This is a genomic window from Mycobacterium sp. URHD0025 (assembly GCF_000426065.1).
GTDB lineage: Bacteria > Actinomycetota > Actinomycetes > Mycobacteriales > Mycobacteriaceae > Mycobacterium.
In genome coordinates this window covers 879433-893178 of the sequence record NZ_AUEQ01000001.1, presented here as the reverse complement: position 1 = coordinate 893178, position 13746 = coordinate 879433, and the positions used below count along the sequence as shown (strand labels likewise).

12 protein-coding genes are annotated in these 13746 nt (G+C 64.0%); 6 read left to right on the top strand and 6 right to left on the bottom strand.

The features are described 5' to 3' along the window. Window positions 1-19: 19 nt before the first annotated feature. From H977_RS0104265 to H977_RS0104240, 6 genes are all read right to left on the bottom strand, one after another. Window positions 20-1447, bottom strand: a complete 1428-nt coding sequence (locus H977_RS0104265; protein WP_029106692.1) for a carboxylesterase/lipase family protein — start codon at window positions 1445-1447, stop codon at window positions 20-22. Next, the gene (locus H977_RS0104260) at window positions 1444-1950 is read right to left on the bottom strand and encodes a VOC family protein (RefSeq protein WP_029106691.1); all 507 of its coding nucleotides are present in this window, start codon (window positions 1948-1950) and stop codon (window positions 1444-1446) included. Before H977_RS0104260 ends, H977_RS0104265 begins: the two co-directional genes overlap by 4 nt. A gap of 1 nt (window position 1951) precedes the next feature. After that, window positions 1952-3196, bottom strand: a complete 1245-nt coding sequence (locus H977_RS0104255) for a DUF1214 domain-containing protein (RefSeq protein ID WP_029106690.1) — start codon at window positions 3194-3196, stop codon at window positions 1952-1954. Continuing rightward, window positions 3196-4347: a sulfotransferase family protein gene (locus H977_RS0104250; RefSeq protein WP_029106689.1), complete on the bottom strand. Its 1152-nt coding sequence runs from the start codon at window positions 4345-4347 to the stop codon at window positions 3196-3198. Before H977_RS0104250 ends, H977_RS0104255 begins: the two co-directional genes overlap by 1 nt. Next, window positions 4344-5468, bottom strand: coding sequence for an LLM class flavin-dependent oxidoreductase (locus H977_RS0104245; protein ID WP_029106688.1), 1125 nt, complete (start codon window positions 5466-5468; stop codon window positions 4344-4346). The genes H977_RS0104250 and H977_RS0104245 overlap by 4 nt, the downstream gene beginning before the upstream one ends. A gap of 157 nt (window positions 5469-5625) precedes the next feature. Beyond that, window positions 5626-5883, bottom strand: coding sequence for a DUF3297 family protein (locus tag H977_RS0104240; RefSeq protein ID WP_029106687.1), 258 nt, complete (start codon window positions 5881-5883; stop codon window positions 5626-5628). An 867-nt stretch (window positions 5884-6750) separates the two neighbouring features. Between H977_RS0104240 and H977_RS35175 the strand changes: the two genes are divergently transcribed. The 6 genes from H977_RS35175 to H977_RS0104205 all read left to right on the top strand — a co-directional run bounded on the left by H977_RS35175 (window position 6751) and on the right by H977_RS0104205 (window position 13534). Continuing rightward, on the top strand, window positions 6751-8976 hold the full coding sequence (locus H977_RS35175; protein ID WP_231395861.1) for a polymorphic toxin-type HINT domain-containing protein: 2226 nt from the start codon (window positions 6751-6753) through the stop codon (window positions 8974-8976). A gap of 5 nt (window positions 8977-8981) precedes the next feature. Then, window positions 8982-9386, top strand: a complete 405-nt coding sequence (locus tag H977_RS0104230; RefSeq protein WP_029106686.1) for a hypothetical protein — start codon at window positions 8982-8984, stop codon at window positions 9384-9386. Between the two features lie 283 nt (window positions 9387-9669). Then, window positions 9670-10071 (top strand): DUF7832 domain-containing protein, encoded by a 402-nt coding sequence (locus H977_RS0104225; RefSeq protein WP_029106685.1) that lies wholly within the window; start codon window positions 9670-9672, stop codon window positions 10069-10071. A 325-nt stretch (window positions 10072-10396) separates the two neighbouring features. Beyond that, window positions 10397-11707, top strand: a complete 1311-nt coding sequence (locus H977_RS0104220; protein WP_155946484.1) for a hypothetical protein — start codon at window positions 10397-10399, stop codon at window positions 11705-11707. 212 nt (window positions 11708-11919) lie between these two features. Further along, window positions 11920-12795 carry a glycoside hydrolase family protein gene (locus H977_RS0104210; RefSeq protein WP_051288619.1) on the top strand — a complete coding sequence of 292 codons (876 nt, stop codon included), beginning with the start codon at window positions 11920-11922 and terminating at the stop codon, window positions 12793-12795. 85 nt (window positions 12796-12880) lie between these two features. Continuing rightward, window positions 12881-13534 (top strand): HAD family hydrolase, encoded by a 654-nt coding sequence (locus H977_RS0104205; protein WP_231395860.1) that lies wholly within the window; start codon window positions 12881-12883, stop codon window positions 13532-13534. The last annotated feature ends 212 nt before the right edge of the window (window positions 13535-13746 follow it).

The window sequence follows — 13746 nt, the reverse complement described above, 5'->3', positions numbered from 1 at the left end:
AGTGTCGGGTCAAAGTCGCCTACCCGTAGGCGGGATAGCGATTTTCCCAGATCGCGAGTTGCTTCGCGCGGTGCCGGCGGACGATTCGGGTCTCGGGGCCGAGCAGCATCGTGGGCCCGCCGGCCCCGTCGTACTGCTCCCAGGGCTCTCCCCCACGAACGAACTCCAGCCACAGTTGCTGAACTGCATCCGACATCTGGCGGGCCGCGTCGTCGGCACCGGCCAGAGCGGGTGCGGCGTCCAGGGTGCCGAACAGCAAGGGCAGACACGAATCGTGGCAGGCCCCGAGCCCGGCACGCGGAGAAGGCCACTGCAGTTCGTAGCGAAACACCGGGTTGCCGCGCTCAGCGTGGGTTCTGATGAACTGCTCGGTAGGCGCGGTGAAGTGGTAGTCGGTGACCATCGCGCTGGCGACATCGCGAAGCGCGTGCTGCTCGGCGCGGTAGGTAGCCACCACTGCGCCCGGGTCGTGACTGTCCCCGGCGAGTGCCCGCGCCCTGTCGTGCACGTACTGCTCGGTGAAGACCCCCTCATCCAGCGCTGCGTCGAAGATCCGCCATTCGTCGCGCGTCGATCCGGCGAGGATGGGAGTCGCCGGCATGGCGCGGGTGCGCGCGACCACCAACGGGTGATCGGCGATGACGTCGCCGTCGATGCAGGGATGGAACGGGCCCTGCGGCGGCACGAATCCGGTGTCGATGCGCCGCTGCGCGGCGAGGATCTCCTCAACGTCCGGTTCTCGGCCGACCGAGGAGATGACCTTCTCAGCCACGGCCGCGGCGGCTGCGGTCGAGCGGAAGCGTTCCAAACCGCCGCTTTGCAGAATCGCGCGGTCGAAGAGGCGGCATCCGCCGGCGAGCAAGGCCGATATCGCGATCGCGCCCGAGGACTGCCCAGCCACCGTGACGGCGTCGGGGTCGCCGCCGAAAGCACCGATCTGCTCGCGCACCCACCGCAGCGCGTGCCGTTGGTCGCGCAGTGTCAGGTTGGTGGAGTCGGCCCCGTGCCAGTCCGGCGCGTAGAGCGAGCCCAGCACCCCGAGCCGGAAATTCACTGTCACCACTACGATGTCGCCGTGACGGGCCAGTCGCGCACCGTCGAGCAGCGGTGCGGATCCGTGGCCCTGGGCCTGCCCGCCGCCGTGCAGGAAGACCAGCACGGGCCGCCGGTTGTCGTCGACCGCGGGTGTCCAGATGTTGAGCGTGAGACAGTCCTCGCTCATGGTCAGGCCGCGCTTGGCCAACCGCTCGGGCGCGATGTCCTGCGGGGCGATCGCGCCGAACGCTGTCGCCTCCCGTACGCCGGCCCAGCAGGGTACGGGTTGTGGTGGGCGCCAACGACGTTCACCTGTAGGCACCGCCGCGTACGGCACACCGCGGAAAACGATGACGTCGCCACGCGCGTCGCCGCGCAGCGCTCCGTACGAGGTGTGCGCGACGGCGGTCACGGGCGCTCGGTCAGCGGATAGTTCTGCGCCATCTCACCGTCGAGTATCCGGGTCAGAAAGTCGCGGCCCTTGAAGCTCACCACCTCGACGCGCAGCCCGCTGCGGGGGTCGCGCAGGAACGCCACTCCGGCACCGGTGCGCTCCAACTCCCAACCGTCGGCCTGCAGCCGGGCGACGTCGTCGCGCCAGCGCTCCGCGTAGTAGCCGAGGTGGTGCATGCCGCCGCCCTTCGGTTCGGCGAAGATCGAATCTTTGTCAGCGACAACCTCGATCAGTTCCAAGTACGGCGGGCCGGACACGGAGAACGCGATGCGTACTGTCTGGTCGTCTGCGGACCCGTCCGGCCGGGTGAAGCCGCTGCGCATCTCGAACGGTGGCGCCCAGGTGATCTGCATGGCTGCCGACACAGAGTCCATGGCTGTCGCCAGATCGGGTACGAGGTGGCCCACGTGGTAGACGTTGTCGAAGGTCGACGCGGCGAGCGTCTGGAGTCTGGCGTCCATCTCAGATCCTGTACCTGCGGCGGATGGCGTCGAAGCGGGCGTGCAGTTGCGCGGCGCGTTCGTCGGCCGTGACGCGCCGGGTTTCGGCCGGCAGCAGGGTGTCCAGCTCGGTCAACGGCACGACGGTGGTGCTGACGTCGGGCACCTGTCGGCTGCCGATGACCCGCATGGTGAGATAGCCCGCACTGAAACGTTGACTGTCGATCCAGTTGTGCACGCCGGGATCGTTGTGGGCCAGCACCATTCGCACGCGGCCGTCGGAGTCGATCGCCGATCTGCTCGGGGTGTAGCTCACCGGCCGGTACAGGTAGTCCATGCTGTTCCAGAATGCCCCCATGTTGGTCAGCATCCAGAACTCCCCGTCGTCGGCGAACTCGAAGATCAGCGCTTCGTCCGGCCCGAGGCGCCATGGCGTGGTGACGATGAGCCGGCCCCGGCGCGCATCGCGTTGCTCGGCCGTGCCGGCGAAGCGCGCGCCGGGAAAGACGTTTGGCTCGGGCTCGCCGAACAGCGAGCCGATCTGCAATTCACGATCGGGCCAGTCCGTCATCGCCCCGGTGAGGAAGTCCCCGGCCCACTGCATCGACGCGATGAGATCCTGCGGGGTCGGAACGGGACGTGGCTCGTCCATGTCGATGCGTTCGATGCTGAATTGCGCCGAGCGCTCCGCCCAGGAGTCGAAGCCCTGCCGCATGAAGAGCTTGCGTGAACCCGCCGTGGTGGGCAGCCAATTCGGTTCTCGCCGTTCCCCTCCGACGTAGAGCACGAAGCTGCCGTCGGGCTCGGTGACAAGCTCATCACCGGTGATGTTCGCCTCAGGGGTATCGCCGAAAGGCTCATGCAGATTGGGGTGATCGGCGCCGTAGTAAACGTCCTTTTCCGGACGCGGCCCCTGCACGGTGAAGTTGATGAAACGCGCAGTACCCCGGTCACCTTCGATGCGATACGTCGATGCGCCGTCGATCCAGGCCTGCAGATACACGAAGTCAGCGTTATCGCCGCCGAGCTTGCGGCTCGGCCCGCAGAACGGATGGATCATCGGATAGCGGCTGTTCTTGGTCTCCAGGGCGAGATCGTAAGCCTGCCCGAGATTCTGCGTGAGGTAGCGGAGAGCGTCGGCGCGCTGCAGCGCATTCGGCGGCGAAGTGTCCTTGAACGCCAGATCTCCGGCGGCCTTGAGCCGGTCGCAGAATTCGTGCCAGGCCGCACGCAGCGCCGCGTCGTCCGAAGTGTCGCCGAACGCCATCAGTGCCTCGTCTCGATGTCGATGCCGAATCGCTCGCGGTATCCGGCGAATTCGTCGTGCAGCTGCTGTACGGGGACCGGTAGGACGTCGGTGGAGTAGGTGAACTTGCCGTACCGGTCGCTGCGGTTGGTGACGAGGTAGTCGCGCATCGCCTTTTCAGCGGCGGCGGACAACGGAAGTCCGGCGAAGTCGTAGAAACCCCCGATCGCGGCGACCGGATCGGCGACGAAGTCGCGGTAGCGGACGTGGTGGATACGCGGGTCGTCCACCAGCGGGTCGGTGAGGTAGGCATGGAAGTTCGCCCGCGACCCTTCGATGGTGTCCTTGGCGTACTGCGTCCAATCCAGCGCCCCGGCAAGGCTCTCGTTGATCTGCCCGAAGGCCACGATCTGGGAGGCGAGCACCTGCACCGGGTCACGGTGTACCCAGACGATGCGGGCGTCGGGGTAGGTGTCGAAGAGCGCGCGCAGGCGCCGACCGTGAAACCCCTTGAGCACCCAGCGTTTCGACGGGCGCGAGTGTTGGATGTGTTGCAGCATCATGCGGTGCAGGTTGTACTGCGCGTGATGGTCTTGGTCGAAATTCTGGATCGTGAGCGGCACCCGCCACCAGGCGCTCGGATTCGTCGCACGGAAATCGAAGGCCCACGTACGTTCACACTCGGGCAGTCCGGCGCCGAGCAGATCGTTGTAGGGGTGGCTGACGATCCACGGCGGGATGCGGTCGAGGATCTCTCGCCAGTCGGCGTCGGCCTGCGCCCGGCGCGGGTCGTCGATGGTGGCCGGGCCCGGTGGCGGCGAGGGGTACATCACCTCCCAGAACCGCAGCGCGCGCGAATCCTCGTCCTCGGCGAGCAGGGCATGCAGCAGCGTCGTACCTGACCGCGGCTCGCCGGTGGCGAAGAGCGGGGCGGTGATCGGTTCTGCCTGCAGCGGCAGGCGGGCATGGTCTGCGATGAACCGCAGGCGGCTTGTGAGCAGCCCGTCGATCGTGAATGCAGCTGCCTGCAAGCAGGTTTCATCGAGTTGGGCGCTGTTCAGCCTGTCGACGACAAGTGCCACGCGGGCGGGGAGGGTTTCGTCGCCGAAGTCGGTGAGCCCGGTCGATTTCTGCGTGGCGGCGATGAGGACACCGGTGTCCAAGGTTGTCATGGTGTGCCTCCTGTGAGCTGCAGCAATTCGTCTTCGACCTCGCGAACTTTGCGTGCCGACTCGGCGGCGTAGTCCTGCCCGGCCATTCCGCTGTAGTCGAGCACCGAGACGACTTGGGCGCCCGCCTCGGCGAATTCGGCGATCTGCGCGGCGACCTGTTTCGGCGTGCCGTGCGGAACGACGGACAGGACCGCGGCCGGGTCGACCTGTTCGAAGAGCCGGAGCAGCCTGTCGCGGGTCAGCACGCGCGGGTCGATGTCCTGGATGCCGCGCCAGTGCTCCCCCATCGGATGGCGGTGACCGGTGGTACGCAGCACGTCGGCCGTCAGTTGCAGCACCAGCGACTTCACCAGCGGGCGTTGCACAATCGCGCCCAGTTCGTCGGGCTCACCGATGAGGCAGACCACCATCTTCGCGGGCGTGACCGCCTCCGGGTCGCGCCCGGCCTGTTCGGCCGCCTCCCGGATGCTGGCCAGCTGGTTGGCATAGCTCTCCGGCCCGGCGCTGCCCGTCGGCCACCAGCCGTCACCGAATTCCCCGACCAGCCGCAGCATGCGGGGTCCGTTGGCACCGATCCAGATGGGTGGCGGGCCGGTGTGGTGCAGCTCGGTGTCCAGCCGGGCATGCTCCAGCGTGAAGTACTGCCCGGCGAAGTCGATCGGTCCATCGGTGCTCCACAGCAGCCGGATCAGCCGGAGTGCCTCGGCGAATCGACTCACCGCGCGCCGGTGGTCGAAGCCGTACGGCGCCAGGTTCTCGCGCTCACCGGCGCCCAGTCCCAGAATGAACCGGCCGTCCGAGAGATGGCTGAGGGTCAGTGCCGACTGGGCCAGCATCACCGGGTGGCGTCGAACGGTGTCGAGAACGCTGGTGGCAAGCCGGGTGCGGGTGGTGCGTGCCGCGACCGCACCGGCGAGACTGAGGGTGTCCAGGTAGCGGTGCGGTGACGGCGACAGCTCCGCGAGGTCGGTGAACTCGGCCGTCCAGATCGAGTCCGGCCAGAAGCTCACGAGGTGATCGGGCAGCCAAAGGGAGTGGTAGCGGCCATCATCGAGGGCGCTCAGCCCGCTGAGATCGAGCGGCAGAGTTGTCCGAAAGAACGAGGCCAGCTCTAAGGGCATGCAGGCAAGCTACCGGAGGATGACGGCTACGTCACCGATTTGCTGGGCATATGCTCAGCGTCGCCTGTTCCGCAAACCAAAAAAGCCCGCCCCGACCGCGGACAGCCCGCGGTGCGTTGGCCTTCAAACGACGGCCGCAGTAGCCCAGGGGCGTCCGCTACTTTGCGTGGCGGAAATAAGGTTCAACCGTGCCGCTGAGCTTGACGACCATCGGATTGCCGCGGCGATCCTTGGCGGTGGGGACTTCAACACGCACCCAACCCTCGGCCACGTCGTATTCGTGAACATTGGATTTCTCGACGCCATTGAAGCGAATACCCACGTCGCGGAGGAGCACCTCTTCGTCATAGAAGGCGCTGCGGGGATCGACGGAGAGATGATTCGGTGGAACGTCTGCGTTCTGGTCCTCGGGCATGATGGCTTTCGTTGAATGCTGCGTTTGGCACTTGGATTTGGTTCCCTACGAACCTACGCGACCTGTTGTGGCGGGTTCCGGGTAGGCCTTGGCGGACCGCCCTCAGCGGGATTACGAAACACCGGCGCGGCCGATCAGCTCATGCGGCCGAGTGATCGCCACCGCTGGGTTACCTCGTGATCGAGTTCAGCATCACCAAGCCGCACACAGCAAAGAAACCGGAGTCATCTGACTTCGGGTTCTCAAACGTGGACCCAGGGGGATTTGACCCCATTCTGACCTGGCGTTTTGCATGGCCGCCGCAGCCCTATACCCCCAAACGCGTGAGCAAACTCACTCCAGAAGTATCGAAAGCTTGAACTCAGCGACGACAACGATTGCTAGCTTCAGGCTCAACAGGCCCGAACAATCTTTGCCGACCCGGAAAACAACCCCGAGCCAGCGCTGCAGCGCGGGGAATACAGCCAGGTAGTTGACGAGTTAACGAAAGTCGATCTAGAGTCCCGGAATCGCTCGGGAGTGGATAGCCATCACCTCCTGACATGTTGCTGATCGGGGGATCACATGCGGGACGATCGAGGCTTTCCAACTAGTTCAGCAAATTTTCTCGTCAGACGTCAGCAAAGCATTTGGCTAAGTTGGCCCGCACGATGGCTAGCTAGCTTGTGCGCGGTGGCAGTCACCCTCGGCGGGCTGCACCCGACCGCACCCACGGCGCAGCAGGCCAGCAACGGTGTGGCGGCGACTGCGGCGTCGGCGGCTGAGGGGTTCGCCAACGCCGCAGTCGCCGCGTTCGACAACTCGGCGGTGGGTACCGATCCGTTGTTGTCGCCCCAACAGCGCCGCGCGGGCTTGCCCGCCGATCCAGTGGCCGGGCTGACCTCACCAACAACGGCCGGCCCCGTACAGGTGGTGCTGCCCGGCGGACTCGGACCCGCGCAGCACACCGCCGGTGGCCAGGTGAGCTACCCGAATGCCGGTGCAGGCTTTGACTTCCTGGCCGAAAACACCGCCAACGGCACCCGCACCGTCGCACGAATCAACGATCCGGCTGGGCCGCGGATGGTAACCACATTCGTGCGTACCCCCGCCGACACCGTGATGCTGGCCCACACTAACGGCTACCTGACGATCAACCAGGCCACCCCGGCGGCCGAAACCATCGGCATGTTCTCCCCAGCCGAAACCCGCGACGCCACCGGCAAATTGGTGCCCAGTTCGTATGTGGTCAAACAACTCGCTCCCCAGTTATACGCGCTGGCCGAGGTGTTCGATCCTCAACCGTCCACCACCTGGCCGGTCTATGTGGACCCGCCGCTACATCTCGCGCGACCCGGCGGGGCCGCACTTCCCGAAGGACTATTCGATTCGGTCACCAACGCGGTCAACTCGGTCGCAAACACAGTGACCTCAGCGGCCTCCAGCGCGATGTCGGCCACCGTCTCCGGCGCGAAATCAGTGGGTTCGTTCGTCAAGGAAAACCCGCTCGAATCGGCCATGCTCGTCGGTGGAGTCGCCCTGGCGTTGACTGGCGTCGGCGGACCCGCCAGCGCGGCGATGATCGCCTCGGCCACAGTCAACCTCGCCAGCGCGTCCGTCGATATTGCCGCCGCCGCCCTACCTGACAACCAAGCGCTGGGCATCGCCTCCAACGTGCTCGGTGCCGCGTCCATGGTCACCCCACAAGGCGCAGCCAAAAAGGTCATCAAAGGAGGCGTTGAGGAAGCGGCCGAACAGCTCGCCAAACACGCCGACGACGTTGTCGACGTCGCCAAAGCCGCGCCCACCCCACCAGCACAACTCGCCGACGAGGTGGCGGCAGCCGGTGCAGCGAAACCGCCCACCCCGCCGGGGTTGTCGCCGAAGGCACCCAACGCGCCACCGGCCGGGGCGAGAACACCGGAAATGCCCTGTGCGGGACAGTCGTTCAGCCCCGATACGTTGGTGCTGCTGGCAGATGGCACGAGTCGCCCCATCTCCGCAATCAATATCGGCGAGTTGGTGTGGTCAACCGACCCTGCCACCGGCCGGTCAGGACCTCAAACGGTTCAGGCAGTGCTCGTCAATCACGACACCGACCTGCTCAACCTCACCATCGTCAACGCCGTCGGAAAATCTGCGGTCGTCAACACCACCGAACGCCACCCGTTCTACAGCCCCAGTCGCTCGCAGAACCCGGTTCGCAGCCTGGCAGCCGCCACCACGCCGAGTCAGGCCAACGGACCCGGCTGGACCGACGCGGCCGATCTTCGTTCCGGTGACGGCCTCTACACGCCCAACGGTCATGCCGCACAGGTCAAGTCAGCTACACCCCTGGACGGTGACGCCCACATGTGGGACCTCACCATCGAGAACACCCACACCTTCTACGTCACGACCACGGCAGCACCGGTCCTCGTCCACAACTGCCCGATGCCGGCCGACTACGGACCTAAGAGCCTGCCCGCCTGCACAAAACTCGATTGCGGACACACCACCGAGGTGCCGTCGGCCGTCTACAACGAGAGCGTCGTGCCGGGACACTACAACCACAACCTCGACGCAATCGAAAATGGACGCCCCAGCACGCTCACGAAAGGTGACCCCAAAGACACTGATCGACGCCGTCGACAGGCAACCGGACATTTACCACCCGCTGGCGAGGGGAAGGTCAAACACGAGTACCCCTATGCCTCATCGGAAGAGGGCGGCAAGGGTGCCCACGTCACCTCCCAGCTGCGCAGCGAATCGGATATCGAGGGCGACTTGGTGCGGTCCCTCAATCGTGATCAGAAGGTACGTCCAGGTGATCAGTTCACGACGACCTATCGGGGCACTGACGGGAAGACGCGCTGCCCAGAGTGTGCGAACAAGCAGCGCTACAATCCGCAGGACGCAAGCCGTCAAGGCGTCATCCAACCCTCCGTTCGCCAGCAGGGATCACAAGGCGGCACTCGTCAAGGCCACAGCACGAACCCAACAAAGGCCAAATCCAACAAAAAGCCGGACCGCAAGAAGGTGAAGCAGCAACGCAAACAAAAGCACCAGGACAAGAAAAAGCAGAAGAAAAAGAACAAGAAGAGTAAGCAAAACCACAAGAAACCAAAAAGGTAAATTCAATGTCGGCTCCACAGAACTCGCTGATTCTCGAAACGGAAGTATTTCCCGACTACCACCGTGTCTATATCGAGGACTTCGACACTTCCGACGGTGCGGAGTCCGGCGAGTCGGCGTGCAGTTACACGGACCATTCTGTGCTGGTGAAGACTATAACCTCGGATGAAGCCATTGACAGCGACACCGACATTCGCGTGAGGGTATACAAGGGAACTTCCGAACAGTCTCTAGGTGAGCGCATCTATTCGGGCGAATTGACCCTTGATAGCGGATATCTAGCGGTAGGAAATTCGGAGGACACTATCGCGAAATGCCCCTTTGAGGTCGGTGAAACGATCCACCTCCAGATTTTTGCAGACAGGCCGTCAGCGGCGCGTGAGGTTAATGTTCTGATAGATCCCACATGATCACGGCCAGCTGTGCCGTGCGTCATTGCAAATAGTCGACATAAAGTGTGGCTTCATCCCTCATGAACGAAACGATTCCCTGCCAGCGACGCAACAGATATCAGCTTCCTGCTCGACGATGAGGCCGAGTGATCCGATGAGCGTCGCCCCCAGCCTTCACCGACTGGGGGCGCCCTTGTAGCCGGCCGTCTGCCCTGAGGGCATCAACGTCAGGGGTGTCGTGATTGGAGGGGTCAGAATAATGGTGCGTCAGACGTCGTGACCGTTGCCGCAAAATGAGATGGTGACCTACGACGACGCCGGCTGGCACTACGACACGGTGGGTGAGCACGGTCTCCCGCTGGACAACGCAGCGACTCATATTGGGATGTTCTTCGCATGGCTCGCGCACAATCGGATGGTTGATCCCGGCTACGAGGACGTGGCGCCTTTGTTGAACAGATCCGTGACACCTGGACGGTTCGTTCTTCAGCACTGTTGCGGAGAGATCAATGAATCCATGCTGACGCCGCCGGGCGCCGCGTTCACCGAAGCTGCATATAGCGCATATCTCAAGGCCTACGACTACATTCCAACGATCGCCGCCTACGACGTGAGCTACGCCGCTCCCGACTCATGGGACGTTTACGACGCGGTAGCACCCGAGCTCGACGAGGCCTACCGAATCTTCGCAAGCACCCGGTGATTCCGCCCTTCGCCGGGATGCAGGCAACGTACTGCGTGGATCGTCTGAGCCGATCGTGACCTCGCTTGGCATTGTGGCCCAAACCCGACGGGCGCTGACAAAATTCCAGCGTGGAGGTCGACGTTGCTCAAAACGCCCGCATTCACAGATATGCGGGATCACGACCGAGCATTTTGCCGGGGCACGCGTTGCCACTACTGGTCGTCGACAACCGAGGCGGCGAGGGCGCCGACGATGTTCATGAAATTGGCCTGCGGTAGTTCGCTATCGGCGATATGTTCCCCCTGTTCAGTGCGTCGAATCGGGGGGCAAAATGTATGTCGGAGTGAAGGAATCGTTAACGGCGGGTGCGGCGATACTGACCGCGAGTGTTGTTGCTCTCAGTCCGCTGACCGACTCCGCGCCGCACCCGGTGCCGGCAGTACAGACCGCCTACCTGGATCTCACCGCTGTGACCGATCCACTGGAGGCCGCGGCCATCGTGGGTGACGGCATCTCCTCGTCGCTGGACCTGTTGGCCTACTACGCCGTCGACGCAGCGGCTGCGGTGCTGGTCGGCGCCTACGATTTGGGTCGGCAAGACAACAGGAGCTTCTACAACACAGTCCGCCAATTAGTCTCCGCACCAGCGATAATCGCCTCTCCAACTTTCGAAGCCCTGGCCCAGGTCCTTCCGCCACCGGCCGGTGGTACCGACGGCGCCCCATGGAACAACACTGCGGCCGACGGTGCGATGGTGGACTTCGTAGACCACGTCCTGCGGCCCACCGCGGATGCCATCAACGCCCAGATCGCCCAGGCCCTCCATGTCTATCCGGACACAGGTACCCCGTTGCCGGATCCAAGCCAGGCCGGACCACCCGCGAACCTGTTCCAGGGCGCGATCACGCTGGGCTTTGGTGTCGGCGGGACGGCGGTGCGCGCGCTCCAAGCGGTTGCGGTATCACCGTTGGCGGTAGCGCGGCTCGCTGTCGGCGCCGCTGCGGCGTTGACGACGGGCGACAACAAGTCGCTGTATCTGGCTGTGCGCGACATCGTCGATGCCCCATTGTGGGCGGCCGATCCGGCCATCGACGCGCTGGCCAAGGTGCTGCCCAGGCCGGTCGGCGGGACGGACGGAAAGCATGAGGTCTCATCGTTGCAGGACGGACGGATCATTCAGTTCCGCGACAAGGTGCTGTGGGGCGCCACCAACGCTGTGCGCAACGGCGTCGCGAAGGTGCTGAAGGTAGATCCCAACTACGGCGATCCACTGCCTGCCCTGAAGGCCCCCAGCGTTGACACCGACCTGGGCTCGGTTGCGAATCTCAAAGCCGGCGAGAGCGTCGAGCGGGCCGGTGCGGTGTCGGTGCCGGCTGCCTCCATGATCCGCGCCAAGGCGCGCGTCCCGGTCACCGGCAATGTCAGCGTCGATGAGGTCGTCGAGAATCCGGGCACGCCTGAGCATGCGGCCACGACCGGCGCTCAGACCGCCGTGAAGTCGCGCCGGGTTGCGGGCAGGGATCAGGTCACGGATCCTGCTGGTCAACTCAAGGCGGGCGCCAAGCGTGTGCACCAGCGGCTTCGAGGCGACGCCAAAAAGACTGCGGCCCAGAAGGACACCACGAAAAGGCCTTCGGCCGGCACTACCGACTAGCCGTGTCATCCCATCATGGTGGTGATGCCATAGCGCTGCGGAGCGCTATCTGAAGCGACCCAACCAGATACCGGTTTGATCGCCGCCATCACCACACGCGGGACACAGTTCGCGAACATGCGGCTGCAATCGGCAGGCCCCAACGCTGAGGGTCTCGCTACAAGGATCGCCCAACCTTCTGGGCGCTGAATTCGAAAATGAGGGGAACGTAAGTGAGTATCGGTATCAACCAGAGCAACCTGTGCCAGTTGTCGTCCACCAATCTGGCCACCACACTGGACGGGATTGCTGCCATGGGCTTTCAAACGGTGCGGTTCGCGGTCGACTGGGGCTACCTGAGCAATTTCCTGGGCCAGACCAACTACGCCCCCGTCACGGCGGTGAAGAACGCATTGACCGCTCGCGGCCTGACCCCGATGCCGTGCCTGGGCATCCACTATCCGTTCAACCACAGCGCCACCGGGTTCGGCAACTTCGTGGGCAAGTGCACCGAAATCTTCGGCAACATCCCGTACTACGAGGTGTGGAACGAACCCAACCTCATCGCGTTCACCATCGGTAGCCCGGCCACCTACGTCTCGTACCTCAAAGCCGCAGCACCCAAAATCAGAGCGGTTGGCTCACAAGTCATCTCGGGAGGAATGGCGGCCTACCCGACCTTCGGGTCGAACAAATCTCCGGTGGACTGGCTCAACGGAATGTACGCGGCCGGCGAGAATGGCGACTACGACCTGCTGGGCTACCACCCGTACAGCATCAAAGACGACCAGAACGCCACCTTTGTCGATCCGCGGACAAACCCGTTCGGCATCGCGCAGATCAACGCACTCAAGGCAGTACAGGCGACCAAAGGCGATACCCGGCCGATGGCCTTCACCGAGGTCGGCTATATCACGCCGGGCAAGGTGAGCTTGGCTGACGCGTCCGACTGGCTGACATGGCAACTGGCGAACGAGGACCCAAGCTTCCCGCTCACCTGGTTCTTCTGCTATCAGGACACCGCAGGCGACGGTGGCGGGTACGGCATCAGAGACAGCGCAGGCGCTAACAAGGGCGTGTACTTCGACACGGTCGCCGCCCTGGTGTAGCGCCCGCCCTCGGGTGAGTGAGAATGTCGACTTTATTCGGGTTCAGGCGGGCGGTTTGATCGGGACCACTGTGGGGAGGGATCGGGTGCGAAACCCGCGGCTGACGGGCACAGGGTTCTTGTCGCAAATCCGATGCGTGGTGTTCGATGTCGGCGAGACGTTGGTCGATGAGACTCGGATGTGGAGTGAACTTGCCCAGCGTTTGGGGGTGACGCCATTGACCTTGAGCGGCGTACTGGGAGCATTGATTGCCACCGGTAGAGACCATCGCGATCTGTGGGGCGTTCTCGGTGTCGATCGGCCCGCGATGGGCGTCGACCCGGCCCAGGGCGATCTATATCCGGATGCTCTGGAGTGCCTGGCAGCTGTGCGCCGGGCGGGTTTGATCGTCGGCGTCGCCGGTAACCAGCCGGCGACTGTCAACCAGGTACTCGCAGCGGCCGGACTGGAGGCCGACTTCGTGGCCTCCTCGGCTGAATATGGTGTGGCCAAGCCAGATTCCGCGTTTTTCCTCCGCGTGATCGCCGAGGCCAACGTTCCTGCCGACAGCATCTTGTATGTGGGTGATCGCGTCGACAACGACGTGCTGCCGGCTCGTGCGGTCGGGATGCGCACGGTGTTCATCCGGCGCGGTCCGTGGGGCTATATTCACGCACTCAAAGATGAGGCGGCGCTTGCCGATCTGCGGTTGGACTCGCTTCAAGAACTAGCGAGCTTGTTCGGCCCACAATGCGGCTGACGGCGCCGAGATCTAAGTGGGCGGTGTTGGTGGTGTGACATGAGAGTGTTCGATTGCCAGCACAACGAAACGAGGCCCCCTTGCGGGAGCCTCGGAACGCGCACAACTTCGTTATTTTTACTCTCGATCAGCTCTTTCCCTTGCCGACATCCTTTCGGGCGTCGGTTCGAATAAGGACTCTTGGGTGGAGCTAAGGGGATTCGAACCCCTGA

Coding starts and splice junctions, on each gene's coding strand:
- H977_RS0104245 (WP_029106688.1), bottom strand. CDS start 5,468: ATGCCCTTAGAGCTGGCCTCGTTCTTTCGGACAACTCTGCCGCTCGAT.
- H977_RS0104230 (WP_029106686.1), top strand. CDS start 8,982: ATGTCGGCTCCACAGAACTCGCTGATTCTCGAAACGGAAGTATTTCCC.
- H977_RS0104250 (WP_029106689.1), bottom strand. CDS start 4,347: ATGACAACCTTGGACACCGGTGTCCTCATCGCCGCCACGCAGAAATCG.
- H977_RS0104255 (WP_029106690.1), bottom strand. CDS start 3,196: ATGGCGTTCGGCGACACTTCGGACGACGCGGCGCTGCGTGCGGCCTGG.
- H977_RS0104240 (WP_029106687.1), bottom strand. CDS start 5,883: ATGCCCGAGGACCAGAACGCAGACGTTCCACCGAATCATCTCTCCGTC.
- H977_RS0104260 (WP_029106691.1), bottom strand. CDS start 1,950: ATGGACGCCAGACTCCAGACGCTCGCCGCGTCGACCTTCGACAACGTC.